Below are 16,355 nucleotides of genomic sequence, written 5' to 3' on the forward strand. Positions count from 1 at the left end.
CACTGTTTGTTTTTTCAATCAAAATTTTTTTCTCCGGTCAATCCATGAACCAACCCCGCGGCATGCGACGGTCAATCAACTCAAAGAGCGTAAATTCGCTTTCGGGAACGGTTATTTATGTCTGTGATTCCAAGTTCATCAGCTTCTTTCCGATCAACTCGGACAGCGGTACAATACACAATCCCCTCTCCAAAACGCCCGTCAGAATCTTCTCAAATTCAAGCCATAAAACATCATCATCTTCAGACCTTCGCGGCGGCTTGTCATGCAGAAGAATGATATCGTCACCTTTAACTTTATCCAGAATCCGCGCGGCCATATTTTTTACGCGTAAATTACCCGCGTCCCGCGCCCGGCAACTGAAGGTTACGCAAAACAGCCCCAACTGCTTGAGAATAGAAGGAAGTTTAGGATTGATAATGCCGACCGGCGGACGAAAAGCCAGCGCATCAATACCCATTTTTTGTAAAACACGCCCGGCCTCGTCAACTTCGCAAAAAAGCGTCCGGTAACTCTTCATCATCACAAAGGGATCATGATGGTGGGAATGATTGCCGATGCTGTGGCCTCGCCGGACAATCTCAGAGATGAGATCCGGAAATTGCGCGGCATTGATGCCCGTCACAAAAAACGTCGCTTTCACGTGATGCCGGTCAAGCAAATCAAGGATCCTGACGGTTGTAAATTCAGAAGGCCCGTCGTCAAAGGTAAGGGACACCTTATTTTCCCCTGTATTACCGCGGCTGATGACCTGCCCCAGGAAATTTGTTCCCGGAAAAAAACAGGCGCCCACACATAAAACGATATAAGAAAATGCCACAGCGGCTGAAAGCAGCGGATGGATGAAAAAAGCCGCAAAGGCGGCCAGCAGCAGAATGATACCGGCGACCTCGGCCCGATTCATGTTTCGCAGCTGTATTTTCATTTAGATCAGATACTCCCACAAGGGTCCCGTATACCCCCGCTCATAGAGCCTGGGCAAAATACCGCTGGTCTTGTTTTCGCCCGCGCCGACCAGCCAGTTTTGCCGGCCGCCCGCATGCGTCTCGACTCTTTTCAGAATTTCAATACCGGAGATAAAGGGAGACCGGTAGAAAACCGGTTCGATCAGATTCTGCGAGGCGCTGATCTGGCCTTCGCGGAGCGCCGTATCATACAGATCCGTATGCGGGTAAATACGGATGCCGCAAAAAAAGAAAAACACCGCGCGGTTCAGCTGATCAACTTTGTTCAGGGTGTCTTGCAGCGTTTCTTCGTTTTCACCGGGTCCTCCCAGCAGAAAATAATGGGCGATATGCAAACCCGCCGCAAGTGCGCTTTGATGCGCCCGGAAAACGTCGGCGGAGGCAAACGGTTTTTGCAGGTTTGTCAGCATGGCGTCAGACATCGACTCCGTACCGAATTCCACATGTGTGAGTCCTGCCGCGGCCAGCTTCCGGTAATAATCATCCGGAGGAACCGTGGGAGCAAAAAACCCTCCCCAGGGTATGGTGACCGAGGATTTCCTGAAAGCCTCCGCCACTTGCAGGCTATGGTCGTAGCTGGCGTTGAAAGCGGAATCGGTCAGAAAAATGTATTTTGCACCGGCTTCCTGTAAATCGCGGGCCTGTTTTGCAATTTCAGCGGGGGCGAAAAAACGCATCCGGCGGCCTTCAATGTGGGGATAGGTGCAGTAGCTGCATCGAAACGGGCAGCCTCTTTTCGTCTGGAGATTAAGCATACCGCCGCAGGACAGATAATATTTCACATGCGCGGCATCCGGTTCAAACGCCCGGTTCATGGCGCCGTCCCACGCCCGGCAGGAAACCTTTTGTGAAAGTCCGGTCACGATACCCGGAATGGACGTGACATCGGTTTTGTTATCCAGCGCGTGGAGGAGCGCAGACAACCTCTCCCCTTCTCCGGCAATGCCGTAATCCGCATGGAGCGCACGGACAAATTCCACAGGGAAAATCGTGTAGCCGCTCCCCCCCAGAATGAGCGCGGCATCTGAATTCTGACGGATCACGGCGGCCAGATCCTGATAGTCGGATAGAAATCCCAGGCTGTTGATCGTGTCTGTATTATCAATGTTGCGAATGGAGAGGCCGATATAATCCGGCGCGTACCTGCGAATTTGTTCCCCCAGAGTTTCCAGAAAGGGAAAATCATTCATGTCCAGAATTTTTGTTTCATAGCGGGAATGGAGTGAGCCTGCCACATAATCCAGCCCCAGCGGATAGACCGGATAGGGATTTTTCATCATATTGGCGGAAATCAGCAATACTTTCTTCATGAAAACATCATGCTCCCGGCAGCCGTGACCTAACAGTTGTATCAGCAGGGAACGGTCGCGACCTTTCCCTACTTGGATGCCTTTGCCTGCAGGATAAAAGTTGCCAGGGCGCGAACCGAGGCAAATACCCTGGCGCCCAGTTCTTTGCTCTCAATCTTAACGCCGTAATCCTTTTCAATCATCATGACCAGTTCCAGCACATCAATGGAATCAATGCCCGTATCGCCGCCCACCAGCGGATCATCATCCTTAATATCTGCAGGGGTTACATCCAGCAATCCCAGTGTCGCAATGATTTTAACCTTCAGTTCATCAATGATTTCTTCTACCGTGCTCATGAAATACCTCAATATTTTAATTAAGCGGATAAACGCTTCACCCTGTATATTTTTAAAATCGGATCAGGAAATCTCCCGGATATCGTCGCCGAGAATTTTTTCCAGCACAATCCGCGTAAGCCATCGGCAAAACACCTGGAAATATTTTTCCCCCGCCATCTTGATGCCGATGAAAAAGAGAATGGTGGAAATCGCGTAGATCACGGCCCCGCCGATGACGCCCATCAGGGGTTGTCCTATCGAGACCGCATAGACGCCCAGCGCAATAACCGTCGGCATGCCGATCACATAGCTGAAGGCGACCATGACAAGGCCGACAATCATCGGAAGCGTCGGTTTTTTCCGGATGGCCGACAGATCGGCGCGGTCCTCGATGGCTGTTTTGCAATAATTCTTCCGGGCAAAATAAATAGCCGATTTTTTAATAATGTTCAAAACCTGTCCCAATCAAACAAGTTATTTAAAAAATTGGGCGATCATAGCCCCAGGCGGAAAAGATTTTCAATGTTTTTTTACCGGTTATAAAACAAAGGGAAGGCGATTTTCTTTACCTTTGCATAATCCCGCCTGTAGAATTTTTTGACCGGTTCGGATAATCGGGGTATCGGATATCCTTGAAAATACCGGTCCTGGCCTGTCCGACGGTGGCAATCAGTTCATCATCCACATAAATCCGGCCGTCGCCTATCACCATGGATGCCCCGGAATCCTTGAGCTGAGAATAACGCCGGACATCGATTTCGAAACGGATACATTTATTGAACGGCCGGATCTGGCCGTTAAAAACCACTTCACCGCATCCCAGCGCTCTACCTGTTCCCAGCGATCCGCGCCAGACGCAGAAAAAACCTAAAAGCTGCCAGATCGCGTCCACCCCCAGACATCCCGGTTGCACCGGATCGCCCAGGAAATGGCACTGAAAATACCACGCATCCAGGCGGACATCCTGTTCGGCGATAATTTTCCCGGTATTGCCGGTGCTCTCAATCAGCGTAATGCGGTCCACCATCAGGAACGGCGGCGCGGGCAAACGGGCTTCCAGCCCGGCCGGCGGGCTATCAATCAGCGTCCCGTGGGAAAAGGCAAGGATTTCTTCAAACGTAAAAGACTTCTTCTGCAAAAATTCTTGATAGGCAATCATAAAACTCTTCTCTTTCCATTTAAGGGTCCTGATCCATCAGGTTGGAATTCCAGCGCTCTAAGCCCGGCTGGAGTGGATAAAACGGCAGAATATCTAGTTTTAAAATCACTATAAGAGAAACCGCAATTTGTCAAAAGAAAAAACCCGGAAGAAATTTCATGGCACGAAAAATAAAATTCGGCTATAAGATCAACCCATGAAATTCACCCGGAAAAGAGGAAAGAACACATGAACAGAGCAGCCCTCCATCACATCAGCTACGGCGTTTATATTGTCACATCCGGTCAGGACGGCAAATTCAACGGCCAGATCGCCAATTCCATCATGCAGGCCACATCATCCCCCGCCACGCTGGCCATCTGCATTAATAAGGAAAATTTCACACATGAATTGATCAAGAGCAGCCGGAAATTTGCAGTTTCGATTATAACACAAGACGCTCCGATGACTTTCATCGGCCTGTTCGGTTTTAAAAGTGGCCGTGACATTGATAAACTCAAAGACATCAAAACAAAAACCGGCGCCACCGGCATACCCGTGGTTCTGGATTACTCCATCGGATTTATCGAAGCGGAAGTGGTGGGTGACCTGGATTGCGGCACGCACACCATCTTTTTAGGCAAGGTTGTCGATGCGGATGCTATCGGAAACGGGACGCCCATGACTTACGCCTATTACCAGAATGTTAAGGGCGGCAAATCTCCCAAAAACGCACCAACATTTGATCCGAACGGAAACTCCACCAAGCCGCAGGCACAAACCGCCGCGCGATACGTGTGCAGCGTCTGCGGTTATGTCTATGATCCTGAAAAAGGCGACCCGGACCAAGGCATCGCCCCCGGCACCCGTTTTGAGGATATTCCCGATTCCTGGACCTGCCCGGTCTGCGGCGCGGAAAAATCGATGTTTGAGATTGAGAAGTAGGGGCAAGGCTGAAGACTGAAGACTGAAGACTGAAGACTGAAGACTGAAGACTGAAGGCTGAAGGCCAACCACCTGATAACCTGAAGGTCAACGAGATGGCGAGGCACAGAGGCACAAAGGCACAAAGGAAAATAAAGCGGTCATCGATCGCAATGACCTATGCTCATCATCATTTGAAGCTTTACACTGATCCATTCAGTGCTTTTTTGCCGATGACCAGACACCTCTCCTGAGAAACCAAAGAAAATCCGGATTGCGGAAAATGCCGGATAATGGTATTAGCCAGCAACAAAATCATAAATCACCAGTACATAGAACTACCAGCCGTGTTGCCGACATTACTGAATCCGAGGGTGAGATGCCTATGCGATCCGAACAAGAACGTGACCAGTGTATCGATGTGCTTATTGCGAAGGTTAAAAGTCTTGAAGATGAAATAGCAAAGTTAAAAAACGTCCCTCCTGCCATGCAAAGGATGCCGGCACAGCAAAATAAAGGGGATGATTCATCACGGGGCATTTTCATTCCCGAACCGGAATCCAAAAAAGAAACAAAAAAATCGATTGACCCTTCACTGGAAAACGTAATCGGCACACGCTGGATCGGCCGTATCGGGGTATTGGCAATTCTTTTCGGAATTGCCTTCTTTCTTAAATATTCATTTGACAATAAACTGATCGGCGAAACGGGTCGTGTCATTCTGGGGATCATTTGGGGGGCCGTGTTTATTGGCGCGGGGGAATATCTGCAAAAGAAGAAAAACCTCGGACTGTATGGACAGATGTTAAGCGGAGGCGGCCTGGCGGTGCTTTACCTTTCATTATACGCAGCCTTTGCTCTCTATCATCTGATCCCCGCACCACTCGCAATAGCCTGCATGCTGGCGGTTACAACCACCGGGATGACGCTTTCCGTCCGATATTCGACTTTTTCCCTGGCCGCCATTGCCCTCACGGGCGGCTTTCTCACCCCGATCATGCTGTCCACCGGACAAAACCAGCCTTTTACGCTGTTCGGATACATTCTGCTTCTGGATGCGGGCACCCTGCTGCTCTCTCGTTTCCGTCCCTGGCCGTCACTGGCGGCAGCATCCCTTTGCGGCACAGTATTGATTTATCTCGGCTGGCATGCGGAATATTACACGGATGCCCAACGCTTGCTTGCCTTTGGCGTTATAGCTGTTTTTTTCATCTTCTATAATGGTTACATTCTGCTGGCCCGCCTTTATTCAAAAAATGATGCTTCCACCTTTGACCAATTCATTATTTTCGGCTCGGCAGCTTTTTTCTTTCTGGCTTTTTTCTTCCAATATCATTTTTTACTGGTCTGGCCGGTAAAGATTTTTACCTTAATCCTGGCCGCCATTGAGATTATCCTTGCCCTGATCATCAGGCGAGGTGCCCCCGCAGCTCAAACAACCACAGTTGCCTATGCCATCGCTTCGGTGATCATGACCGTTGCCGCAACATTTATTATTCTTGAGCAACACTGGATTATGCCCGCACTGGCAGCCGAGATGGCCGCTCTGGGATGGATCGGCCTCAAAATGGATTTGCCGATATTGAGGCGTGCGGCATATCTGATCGGTTTTGCAGTACTGTTCCGCTTCATGCAGGATGTCAGCATTCATTTTGAACCGTTCCAGAATTTCATGCCAATCCTGAATGGCCGATTTCTTGTTTGCGCGGCAGCGATAACGGGTTTTTATATTTTGATGTACGCCCTCTGGTATTATAAAGCCAAGCTCAACCGGGACGAAGAGCCCGTCCTGAAATGCGTTTTCATCATCACTCAGGCCCTGTCGCTTGTCCTGTTGTCCGTCGAAGTCCACGATTTCTTCCGCTTCCAGTCTCCCCGGCATGTTCTGGACTGGGCGGACTCCCATTATGCCTATCAGCTTTCACTCTCCGTCCTCTGGGCGCTGTATGCTTCTATTTTGATCGGCGTGGGTATTTTTAAACAGCTGCGCGGAGCGCGCCTGCTGGGCATCCTGCTGCTGGGCGCGACGGCGTTGAAAGTCTTCATGCTTGATCTTTCCTCACTCAGAACCTTCTATCGCATCATTTCATTTATTGTGCTGGGCCTGCTTTTGCTGATCGTTGCGTATGGCTATAATCGTTTCAAACATATTATTTTCGGAGAAGATGAATCATGACGAGATTTTTTTCCTGCATTCTTTTTTGTATCGTTCTTGTTTTGCTTTCCGCAGCAACCGGATTCTGTGCTCCCTTTGATGAACGGCTCTGGGAAAAGTACGCCGAAATTCAGACGCCGCAGGACAATGGCACAGGCAGCCTGGTCAAACTTCATCTGTATCCGAATCTATTAGGTGACATGCCCGGTAAAACGGCTTTTGCCGATTTACGGGTGGTAACAAACCGGAAGGAGGACGTTGCCTGGCAGATCGCGACCAGAAGGCCGGAAAAAATTCAGGAAGAAATACCCCACCGGATGCAGAATCTTTCGCTCACGGAAAAAGGTGAAACCTCACTGGAACTGCTGATTGACAAACCAGCCACAAGCATAAATGCCGTGGACATCGTCACGCCCGACACCGACTTTGTCCGTCAGGTACAGGTGCTGGGCAGCGTTGATGGAAAGAAATGGAATGTTATTCGTAAAGACGGCATTATTTTTGATATTCCCAGGAGGGAAATGCTCCGGCATACCCGTATAACTTTTCCGCAAACCAATTTTCATCAACTGATGCTTATAATTAATAACAATAATGGACAGCCCTTAACCATTGATGACGTCAAAGTGCTGCGCGAAACCGTTTCACGGGAGCAAATCTATGCTGTCCCCGGAAAAATCGAAAAGTCGGAGATCAATGCCTCCCGGAAGGAAAACAGCGCTATTGTCCGAATGAACACGATTTTTCCGATTGATCGATTAATCATTACAACGCCGGAACGTAACTTTCAACGCACCGTAGATGTGCAGATCAAAAGGGAGACGGGCGAGTGGCAACACTGGGCACAGGGAACCATCTACAGCTTCGATACACCCGCCATGCATGAATCGAAATTAGCCATAGACATTCCGGAAATTGCCGCTCAGGAATTTCGCCTGATTTTCAAAAACCTGGACAGCCAGCCTCTCTCCGTTACCGGCGTATCCGGCAACGGCTATCAACGCCTGCTTGTTTTTAAGCAGTCTGATCAGAAAATGTATCTTTTCTGGGGCAATCCGCTGGCCGGACGACCTCAGTATGATTTAGCCGGAATGGTTACAAAGCAGAATTTAGATGCGCTGCCGCTAGCCGCTCTCGGTAAAGCACACACCAACCTTGAATTTGCCGGGAACCGTGCAAGATTGCCTTTCACCGAACGTTACAAATATCTGCTCTATATTTTAGTGATCATGGGAATAGCCGGACTTATTTTTCTTCAATACCGTGTCTTCCGGCAGACGAAACCGTAACTAACGGATCATCTTCTACCGGGCAACAGCATCGCTTGCGGTACTCGCTTGGGGACATGCCCGATTCATGGACCTGCCCGGCCTGTGGCGTGGAAAAAGCGATAAGGTTCAAGACAGAAGACACAAAACTATACGCCTCGTCGTCTCCTCCTAGTCGTCGCGATATCATCGTTGATTTAAAGTTGGTATCCGAGCCACAGTTCCAGGGTATTTGAGCGAAGGCATACCCCGGTTCACCTGCGTTCCTTTTTGCTTGCTTCACCAAACAAAAGGGCGGGAAAATCCCGCCCCTGCATGCTACTCGTCAATGTTACCAGTCACTATTTCCCTTATTCTTGAACCTTGCTCCTTGAACCTTCGCCCTTCCCCCAAACCCTTCTCAGTCTGAGCGAATTGCTGACGACTGAAACGGAACTGAAGGCCATGGCGGCGGCGGCAAATTCCGGATTGAGCAGGATGCCGAAAAAGGGATAAAGCACACCCGCGGCAATCGGAATCCCGATGATGTTGTAGATAAACGCCCAGAAAAGATTCTGCCTGATGACCCGCATGGTGGCAAACGAAAGCGCTATCGCCTCCGGTACGGCCTTCAAATCATCGCGGATCAGGGTAATATCGGCGGCTTCAATTGCCACATCGGTTCCCGCGCCGATGGCTATGCCCACATCGGCTGCCGCCAGCGCCGGGGCATCGTTGATGCCGTCGCCCACCATCGCCACGACTTCACCTTCCGCCTGCAATTTTCTGATTTCATCCGCTTTGCTTCCCGGCAACACCTCCGCCATCACCCTTTCAATGCCCAGTTGAGCGGCAATACTTGCGGCCGTGCCTTTATTATCTCCGGTCACCATTGCCACTTTCAAACCTCTGTGCTTCAGGCTTTTCACAGCCTGCCCGGCGGACGCTTTCGGCACATCGGCCAGCGCAATGAGGCCGATTATTTTTTTCTCCGATGCGACATAAACGACGGTCTTCCCCTCACCTTCCAGTCCGGCCGCCGCACTGTCCGGGAGATCAATCGAAATCCCCTGATCGCTCATTAACAGCCGATTGCCGATCAAACAAAGCTTGCCGTCCACAAAACCTCTGGCCCCCATGCCGGAGAGCGCGAGAAATTGTTCCGCCGGACCCGATACGGTCTGACGGGTCTGCGCCCGCCGTAAAATGGCCCGGGCCAGCGGATGCTCCGATGTTTTCTCCAGCGCGGCGGCCACGGCCAGCACAAAGCCTTCATCAAAGCCTGCGGCGGCGACAACATCGGTGACTTCCGGTTCGCCGCGCGTCAGCGTCCCGGTTTTATCAAAAACAATAACGGTGAGCTGATGGATTTTTTCGAGGGCTTCGCCGCCCTTGATCAAAATACCGCTTTGCGCGCCCAGACCCGTGCCGACCATAATGGCCGTCGGTGTGGCCAGCCCCAGCGCGCAGGGGCAGGCAATCACCAGCACCGAAACAAAATTGATTAAAGCGCGGCTGAATCCGGCATCGGCTGGAAGAAAATACCAGAGGGCAAATGTCACAAAAGCGATCACAAATACAATCGGCACAAAAATGGAGGCCACTTTGTCCGCCAGACGTTGAATCGGCGCTTTAGAGCCCTGCGCCTCTTCCACCATCCGGATAATATGGGCCAGCATGGTCTCCGAACCCACACCGGTTGCGCGAAACGTAAAGCTGCCGGTTTTATTCATCGTGGCGGCAAATACCTTTTGACCGGTTTCTTTCGCGACCGGCATGCTTTCACCGGTCAGCATGGATTCATCGAGCGTTGATTGACCGGATAAAACCACGCCGTCTACGGGAACTTTCTCGCCCGGCTTAACCAGGACAATATCACCCATCTGCAACGCATCCACGGGAATCTCCATTTCATCCCCGTCCCGCAAAACATGCGCGGTTTTAGGTTTGAGCCCCATGAGCTTCTTGATCGCGCCGGAGGTCTTGCCTTTGGCCCGGGCTTCCAAAAGCCTGCCCAGAAGAATCAGGGTGATAATCATGGCCGCGCCGTCATAATAGACGTGAGGCGCCACACCGGCGCTTTCGAAGAAATGCGGAAAAAAAGTTGCCGCCGCTGAATAGACATACGCTGATAAAGCTCCAACGGCGACGAGGGTATTCATATCCGATGTTTTTTGTTTTGCGGCTTTCCAAGCGCCGACAAAAAAACGGCTCCCGACCCAGAACACGGCGGGTGCAGTCAAAACAAACATTGATAGAAGCATAACCTGATGGGGAATAAAATGCAGAAAACCAAACCAGTGCTGCATGGAACCGAAGAAGATGATCACGCTCAATATCGCGCCGCAGACGACTTTTAAGGTCAGTTCCTTCAGTTCCCGTGCGCGGGCTTTCTCAATAGGATCATCAAAGGAATCTGTAAGTTCGCCCAGAAATTCATAACCCTGTTCCGTTACGGCCCGGGCCAGCGCCTGCACCCCCGCCCACCTTGCCTCATGAAGGACGGTGGCGCGCGCGGTCGCCAGGTTGACGTTGACATCCAGGACACCCTCAACTTCCCGGAGGGCATTTTCCACGCGCCTTACGCAGGCGGCGCAAGTCATGCCGCCGACTGAAATCGTTGTTTTTTGCTGCCGGAGGCCTGCGGTATCGACAAAAGCTTCATAACCCAGGTCCAGCACCTTGCGTTGCAGAGCAGCGGCGTCGGTAATATCTTTGTCATATTCCACCTGCGCTTTTTCCGTTGCAAAATTCACCACGGCGGAAAGGACACCGGGCATCTGGCGCAAGCCTTCCTCCACGCGCCTTACACAGGTGGCGCAGGTCATTCCCTGAATATGCAGCTGGATTCTATCCGACAACGTCGTAACCCGCTTTCTTTACCGCCTCGGCAACCACCTGCGCATCCACCGGCTTTACTTCCTCGTAGGTTGCCACGCCTGTTTTCAAATCGACCCGAACATCTTTGATTCCGTCCAAGGCGCCAAGCGCCCGGGTAACCGCCATGACACAATGCTGACAACTCATGCCTTTTATTTTGATGCTTTTCATGGATAGCCTCCTGTTGAAAATTATATTGCTTTAAGATAAGAGTCTTTTAATTAATTGCAAGTTTTAATTTTTTTTATGACATCGTACTTGATAAAAAATAAATATTCTGTATGATTATCCTACAAAGGGAGAGCTATGATCATACGCTGCTGGGGTGCTAGAGGATCCATACCTGTTTCCGGGAATAATTATTTGCGCTACGGCGGCAACACCACCTGTCTGGAAATCAGAAACAACCGTGATGATATTTTGCTGATTGACGCCGGATCGGGAATCCGCGAAGCGGGCAATGCCTTCTTGGCGGAAAAACGCCGGGATTTAATTCTGCTCCTGACACACGCCCACTGGGACCATATCACAGGATTCCCTTTTTTTAAGCCGCTTTACCGGCAGGATACCAATATTACCGTCTGGGGCTGCGCTTTCGCTCAGGACTCCATTAAGGAAATGCTGGCGCGCGTCATGTCCGCTCCCTACTTCCCGATTGACTATGATGCCATTCACGCCAATGTCTCTTATGCGAATATCTGTGGAGACACTTATCAGATGGGGGACATGGCCATCTCGCCTATTGCGCTCTCCCATCCCAATCAGGGAAACGGTTATAAATTTTCAGAGGCCGGCAAAAACTTTATTTTTCTGACCGACAACGAACTGGGATTCCGGCATGAAGGCGGGCTTGCGTATGACGACTATCGTGAATTCTGCCAAGGCGCCGATCTGCTGATTCATGACGCCGAATACCGGGACGAAGAATACCCGAAGCGATGCGGCTGGGGGCATTCCACCATCGAGCAGGCGGTAAATCTCGCGCTGAACGCCGGCGTCAAGCAGCTGGGGCTTTTCCATCACAATCAGGACCGTTTCGATGCCGACATTGACGATATGGTCGCCGCATGCCGCCGCATCATCTCTGAAAAGAATTCTCCGCTGGAATGTTTTGCCGTCCATCAGGGAATGGAACTGGCCCTGTAGCATTCGTCGCAAACCTTCTGACTGAAAGATTACCGGGAGAATACACCATGCTGATCATTGTTCACCTGTCTCTGATGATCGCCGCTTTGTTGTGCGTCGCGGCGGGCATCGGCCTGGCCATGTTCGGGCGAAAAAAGAAATTCTGGTTGAAATGGCACAGACGCTTCAATACAGCCGGTTTTTGCCTGCTCGCCTCCGGCGCCGCGATGGCTTTCACCCATGTTGCGATATCCGGCGACGAGCATCTGGAGGGGCCTCATCAATGGATCGGCCTGATCACTTTCGTTCTGACTGCTGTGACGCTGTATCTCGGATTCTCCCTGTTGAAAACCGCAAACAAACCCGATGTCCGCATGGCGCACCGGTGGACGGGACGGATCTCCATGCTCGCCATGGGTACCGCGCTGGCTCTGGGTTTAAGAATGATCGGTGTCCTTTAAAATGTTTCTTCCGACCACTCCTCAAGAATTAAAAAAAAGAGCCTGGAACGGGCTTGATGTCATTTTGGTCACAGGCGACGCCTATATCGACAGTCCCCATATCGGTGTGGCCGTCATCGGCCGGGTGTTGGCCAATGAGGGTTATCGCGTCGGGATTATCGCACAGCCGGATATCAAAAGCGCCGCCGATATCAGTCGGCTGGGTGAGCCGCGCCTCTTCTGGGGCATCACCGGCGGCTGCATGGATTCCATGGTGGCCAATTACACGGCCGCAAAAAAAAGAAGGCATGAAGATGACCTGACCCCCGGCGGCAAGAACAACCGCCGTCCCGACCGGGCTTCCGTCGTCTATGCCAATCTCATCCGGCAATATTTTAAAAACACAAAACCCCTTGTTTTGGGAGGCATTGAGGCAAGCCTCCGCCGCATCGCCCATTATGATTACTGGTCGGATGCCGTGCGCCGCTCGATTCTGTTTGACGCGCGCGCCGATATTCTGGCCTACGGCATGGCGGAGCGGGCCGTGGTTGAAATCGCCGGAAGGCTGGCGGCTGGAATGGATATCAGGAACATTCCAGGCACCTGCACGATTGAAAGCGAGCAGCCTGTGGGCTACCGGGAGCTTCCTTCCTTCGAAAATGCCGCCGCTTCTAAAAAAACATTCGCGGACATGTTTAATATTTTTGCCTCCAACAATGATCCGGTCACCGCTTGCGGCCTTTATCAGCAGCATGGCAACCGCTATCTGGCGCATCATCCGCCCGCCCGGCATCTTTCCGTCAGTGAACTGGACACGGTTTACGGCCTGAATTTTTCACGCAGCGTCCATCCCTTTTACCGGGCACAGGGCCACGTCCGCGCGATGGATACCATCGCTTTTTCTCTGACCACGCACCGGGGCTGCTTCGGCGAATGTCATTTCTGCTCCATCGCCCTGCACGAAGGCCGGACGATTCTCAGCCGCAGCGAAGCATCCATCATGGCTGAAGCCCGGAAAATAGCGGCGCTGCCTGATTTTAAAGGCTACCTTTTGGATGTGGGCGGAGCGACGGCCAACATGTATGGCATCGACTGCTCCCGCAAACAGGAGCGGGGCGCCTGTCCCGACAAACGATGCCTGTATCCTCAGGCCTGTCCCTCTCTGAAAGCCGATCACGGGAGACAAATTCATCTGTTGAAAAATCTTCGCACCATTGACGGCATCAAAAAAATATTTGTCGCGTCCGGCATCCGGCACGATCTGGTGCTGGCGGATAAAAGACATGGCGCGTCTTATCTGCGCGAGCTCACTAAACATCACATCTCCGGACAATTGAAGATCGCCCCGGAGCATGCCACACCCGCTGTGCTGGCGCTCATGGGCAAACCGAATCCACAGACGCTGGTCGGGTTTAAAAATCTTTTCGAAAAGATGAATGCGGAAGCGGGACTCAAACAATTTCTGACTTACTATTTTATCGCCGCTCATCCGGGCTGCACCGAAGAAGATATGCGGGACTTGAAATCCTTCGCCTCACGTGAACTACATACCACACCGCAGCAGGTGCAGATTTTCACGCCCCTTCCCTCCACCACCTCGGCGCTCATGTACTGGACGGGCATCAATCCGGCAACCGGCAAAAAGATTTATGTGGAAAAAGACACGGCAAAAAAGCAGCAGCAGAAGGATATTGCAACAGCAGGCGGGACAAGGCGCCACGCCTGAGGCTGTCAGGTTGGCCGGGCGCACTGCACTTATTACGTTTCTGCTGATGGACTACAGCCTGTTCTTCACGCTCTTCCGTACTGATCTTCCAGCCGCTCGATATCATCTTCACCGAAGTACGTGCCTGTTTGCACCTCGATGATGACCAGATTTACGCTGGAAATATTTTCGAGGCGATGCGTCGCACCCTGCGGGATATCCACGGCGCAACCGGCGCGCAGCGTTTGCTCACGGCTGTCGATGATGGCGAGTCCTTCGCCGGCAATGCCATACCAGTGTTCGGAACGCAACCGATGGCGCTGCAGGCTTAATTTGCCGCCCGGCTCGACCACAATCCTTTTGACTTTATGATCCGGAGCGTCGGACAAGACCTGATAATAGCCCCAGGGACGTTTGTTGATGTTTTCCATTGAACTCCCGCACAAATTTTAAACGACCCTACCATATTTACAGGTTATTGAAAAGCCGTCCTTGTCCCCTTTTCCCGTCTCGCTTTTATGGAAATGATATGATAAATCGTTCCCGGATCATGATTATGGACATCAAATATTCACTCAAACGCAGCAGAAAAAGAAAGAAAACGATTTCACTGCAAATCGGCAATAACTCGGAAGTAACGATTCACGCGCCGTACTTTACGCCGGTTAAAGAAATCACCCGCTTTGTGGAAGAAAAACAAAGCTGGATTGATAAGGCCATCCGCAGGCAGGCCGCGCAGCAGGCATCGCATCAGGAAAAAGCCTTTGTGACCGGTGAAAACTTTTATTATCTGGGGCAGGCCTATCCTTTGGAAGCTTATTTTGAACCACTGGAAAACGCAGGCGTTATTTTCTGGAATAACCGCTTTTTTCTGAACTGCCCCGTAAATACGGAAATGAGAAAACATTACTTTATGTCCTGGTACAGGAAAAAAGCACTGCAATATTTAAGTGAGCGGGTTGATTTCTATGGCGGCATGCTTAATTTGATTTCCGGCGGTGTTCGGATATCGGCAGCCGAGAGGCGGTGGGGGTCCTGTTCGGAAGATAATCATTTATCCTTCAGCTTCCGCCTGATGATGGCGCCGCCCGAGGTCGTTGATTATGTGGTGGTGCATGAGCTGATGCACATCCGGGAGAAAAATCATTCTTCAAAATTCTGGGACTTGGTGGTAGAAGTGCTCCCGGATTACAAAGCGCACCGGCGCTGGCTTCGCGAACATCAGCATTATTTTAATCTTTAAACGCATGACCAAGAAAGGCTTTAGACATTTTTTATATGGATATTATCGAAACCATTGACCTCCCGCACCAGCCTTTTCTTTCCTGCCGTTTCCGGCAAATGCATTTGAATATTTCCGACTATACGTTTGCCAATGTCTATTTATTCCGCAATGTCAGCCGTTATACAATCCTGACGAAAGACTGCGGCACGTTCATTTCGGCATACAACCGGCAGAACCAGAATTACATCATGCCGCTCGATACCCCGCAGACCTGTTCGCCGGACACACTCAAACATTTATTGAACGGCAGCAATTTTTTCTTTCCCATCGCGGAAGAATGGCTGCCTTTTTTCCCCGCCGATATTTTTTGCATATCATCGGACGACAGTGAATCGGATTACATTTATCTGACTAAAAACATGGCGTCATTCGCCGGCAAACAATATACACGCCACCGCAATCACCTGAATCAGTTTGTTGGCGCTTACCATCCGCTGGATATTCCTCTGGGCGCGGATAATCTGCAGGATGCCATGACCGTTCTGGAGGCCTGGCAGGAAGAATCCATCACGGCCGCAGGCAAAACCGATTTTGCGGTATGCAAGGAAGCTTTACAAAAATTCCCGGAGCTTGCGTTGTGGGGAACCCTGTATTATATTGAGAACAAACCGGCTGGATTTATCATCGGCGAGGCGCTCAACGACGATATGTTTTGTCTGCATTTTGCCAAAGCGTCCAAAGCATATCATGGCATTTATGAGTTTATGTTTAACGACACGGCCGTTAAGTTGCAGCCGCAGTACCGCTATTTGAATCTGGAAGAAGACATGGGCAACAAAAATCTGCGCAAAACAAAAAGTTCTTACGGCCCGGAACAAATTTTAAAAAAATATCGCGTCAGTCTGGCCCGTTGACGCCCGA

Annotated in this window: 16 protein-coding genes; 8 read left to right on the forward strand and 8 right to left on the reverse strand. The window is 51.0% G+C overall.

Features of this window, described 5'->3' with window-relative positions; all coding sequences use genetic code 11:
• Window positions 1-115: 115 nt before the first annotated feature.
• From CVU71_08635 to CVU71_08655, 5 genes are all read right to left on the reverse strand, one after another.
• Window positions 116-925 (reverse strand): polysaccharide deacetylase family protein, encoded by an 810-nt coding sequence (locus tag CVU71_08635; protein ID PKN18853.1) that lies wholly within the window; start codon window positions 923-925, stop codon window positions 116-118.
• Window positions 926-2,275: a B12-binding domain-containing radical SAM protein gene (locus tag CVU71_08640; GenBank protein PKN18854.1), complete on the reverse strand. Its 1,350-nt coding sequence runs from the start codon at window positions 2,273-2,275 to the stop codon at window positions 926-928.
• Window positions 2,276-2,343: 68 nt separating this feature from the next.
• Entirely contained in the window at window positions 2,344-2,613 is a 270-nt protein-coding gene (locus CVU71_08645) for an acyl carrier protein (protein ID PKN18855.1), read from the reverse strand.
• A 63-nt stretch (window positions 2,614-2,676) separates the two neighbouring features.
• Window positions 2,677-3,048, reverse strand: coding sequence for a hypothetical protein (locus CVU71_08650; GenBank protein PKN18856.1), 372 nt, complete (start codon window positions 3,046-3,048; stop codon window positions 2,677-2,679).
• Between the two features lie 112 nt (window positions 3,049-3,160).
• Window positions 3,161-3,751: a bifunctional 3-hydroxydecanoyl-ACP dehydratase/trans-2-decenoyl-ACP isomerase gene (locus CVU71_08655; GenBank protein PKN19149.1), complete on the reverse strand. Its 591-nt coding sequence runs from the start codon at window positions 3,749-3,751 to the stop codon at window positions 3,161-3,163.
• 231 nt (window positions 3,752-3,982) lie between these two features.
• On the opposite strand from CVU71_08655, the gene CVU71_08660 reads away from it, so the two are divergent.
• From CVU71_08660 to CVU71_08670, 3 genes are all read left to right on the forward strand, one after another.
• Window positions 3,983-4,678 carry a High molecular weight rubredoxin gene (locus CVU71_08660; protein ID PKN18857.1) on the forward strand — a complete coding sequence of 232 codons (696 nt, stop codon included), beginning with the start codon at window positions 3,983-3,985 and terminating at the stop codon, window positions 4,676-4,678.
• Between the two features lie 262 nt (window positions 4,679-4,940).
• Window positions 4,941-6,833, forward strand: a complete 1,893-nt coding sequence (locus CVU71_08665) for a hypothetical protein (protein PKN18858.1) — start codon at window positions 4,941-4,943, stop codon at window positions 6,831-6,833.
• Complete coding sequence (locus tag CVU71_08670) at window positions 6,830-8,101, forward strand: hypothetical protein (protein ID PKN18859.1); 1,272 nt, start codon at window positions 6,830-6,832, stop codon at window positions 8,099-8,101. The genes CVU71_08665 and CVU71_08670 overlap by 4 nt, the downstream gene beginning before the upstream one ends.
• Before the next feature lie 329 nt (window positions 8,102-8,430).
• Here the strand turns inward: CVU71_08670 and CVU71_08675 are convergent, their stop codons facing one another.
• Together CVU71_08675 and CVU71_08680 are read right to left on the reverse strand one after the other, a co-directional pair.
• The gene (locus CVU71_08675; protein PKN18860.1) at window positions 8,431-10,920 is read right to left on the reverse strand and encodes a copper-translocating P-type ATPase; all 2,490 of its coding nucleotides are present in this window, start codon (window positions 10,918-10,920) and stop codon (window positions 8,431-8,433) included.
• A complete protein-coding gene (locus CVU71_08680; protein PKN19150.1) occupies window positions 10,910-11,086 on the reverse strand; it encodes a mercury transporter in 177 nt (58 codons plus the stop codon). Before CVU71_08680 ends, CVU71_08675 begins: the two co-directional genes overlap by 11 nt.
• A gap of 159 nt (window positions 11,087-11,245) precedes the next feature.
• Between CVU71_08680 and CVU71_08685 the strand changes: the two genes are divergently transcribed.
• From CVU71_08685 to CVU71_08695, 3 genes are read left to right on the forward strand one after another with little or no spacing between them, the layout of a single operon-like run.
• The gene (locus CVU71_08685; GenBank protein ID PKN18861.1) at window positions 11,246-12,085 is read left to right on the forward strand and encodes an MBL fold metallo-hydrolase; all 840 of its coding nucleotides are present in this window, start codon (window positions 11,246-11,248) and stop codon (window positions 12,083-12,085) included.
• Entirely contained in the window at window positions 12,046-12,525 is a 480-nt protein-coding gene (locus CVU71_08690; protein ID PKN18862.1) for a hypothetical protein, read from the forward strand. The genes CVU71_08685 and CVU71_08690 overlap by 40 nt, the downstream gene beginning before the upstream one ends.
• A 1-nt stretch (window position 12,526) precedes the next feature.
• Window positions 12,527-14,230, forward strand: coding sequence for a YgiQ family radical SAM protein (locus CVU71_08695; protein PKN18863.1), 1,704 nt, complete (start codon window positions 12,527-12,529; stop codon window positions 14,228-14,230).
• 65 nt (window positions 14,231-14,295) lie between these two features.
• Here CVU71_08695 and CVU71_08700 read toward each other — a convergent pair whose 3' ends face one another.
• Window positions 14,296-14,640, reverse strand: coding sequence for a mannose-6-phosphate isomerase (locus CVU71_08700; protein PKN18864.1), 345 nt, complete (start codon window positions 14,638-14,640; stop codon window positions 14,296-14,298).
• A 98-nt stretch (window positions 14,641-14,738) separates the two neighbouring features.
• Between CVU71_08700 and CVU71_08705 the strand changes: the two genes are divergently transcribed.
• A complete protein-coding gene (locus CVU71_08705) occupies window positions 14,739-15,452 on the forward strand; it encodes a hypothetical protein (protein ID PKN18865.1) in 714 nt (237 codons plus the stop codon).
• A 35-nt stretch (window positions 15,453-15,487) separates the two neighbouring features.
• A complete protein-coding gene (locus CVU71_08710) occupies window positions 15,488-16,348 on the forward strand; it encodes a hypothetical protein (GenBank protein PKN18866.1) in 861 nt (286 codons plus the stop codon).
• The last annotated feature ends 7 nt before the right edge of the window (window positions 16,349-16,355 follow it).

It is taken from the genome of Deltaproteobacteria bacterium HGW-Deltaproteobacteria-6, from assembly GCA_002840435.1.
In the GTDB taxonomy this organism is placed as follows: domain Bacteria; phylum Desulfobacterota; class Syntrophia; order Syntrophales; family Smithellaceae; genus UBA8904.

Bases quoted from the DNA above. Each gene is read 5' to 3' on its own strand.
- CVU71_08645 (PKN18855.1), bottom strand. From the start codon at position 2,613: ATGAGCACGGTAGAAGAAATCATTGATGAACTGAAGGTTAAAATCATT.
- CVU71_08670 (PKN18859.1), top strand. From the start codon at position 6,830: ATGACGAGATTTTTTTCCTGCATTCTTTTTTGTATCGTTCTTGTTTTG.
- CVU71_08690 (PKN18862.1), top strand. From the start codon at position 12,046: ATGTTTTGCCGTCCATCAGGGAATGGAACTGGCCCTGTAGCATTCGTC.
- CVU71_08685 (PKN18861.1), top strand. From the start codon at position 11,246: ATGATCATACGCTGCTGGGGTGCTAGAGGATCCATACCTGTTTCCGGG.
- CVU71_08695 (PKN18863.1), top strand. From the start codon at position 12,527: ATGTTTCTTCCGACCACTCCTCAAGAATTAAAAAAAAGAGCCTGGAAC.
- CVU71_08665 (PKN18858.1), top strand. From the start codon at position 4,941: ATGCCGGATAATGGTATTAGCCAGCAACAAAATCATAAATCACCAGTA.
- CVU71_08635 (PKN18853.1), bottom strand. From the start codon at position 925: ATGAAAATACAGCTGCGAAACATGAATCGGGCCGAGGTCGCCGGTATC.
- CVU71_08640 (PKN18854.1), bottom strand. From the start codon at position 2,275: ATGAAGAAAGTATTGCTGATTTCCGCCAATATGATGAAAAATCCCTAT.
- CVU71_08710 (PKN18866.1), top strand. From the start codon at position 15,488: ATGGATATTATCGAAACCATTGACCTCCCGCACCAGCCTTTTCTTTCC.
- CVU71_08705 (PKN18865.1), top strand. From the start codon at position 14,739: ATGATAAATCGTTCCCGGATCATGATTATGGACATCAAATATTCACTC.
- CVU71_08700 (PKN18864.1), bottom strand. From the start codon at position 14,640: ATGGAAAACATCAACAAACGTCCCTGGGGCTATTATCAGGTCTTGTCC.
- CVU71_08680 (PKN19150.1), bottom strand. From the start codon at position 11,086: ATGAGTTGTCAGCATTGTGTCATGGCGGTTACCCGGGCGCTTGGCGCC.
- CVU71_08660 (PKN18857.1), top strand. From the start codon at position 3,983: ATGAACAGAGCAGCCCTCCATCACATCAGCTACGGCGTTTATATTGTC.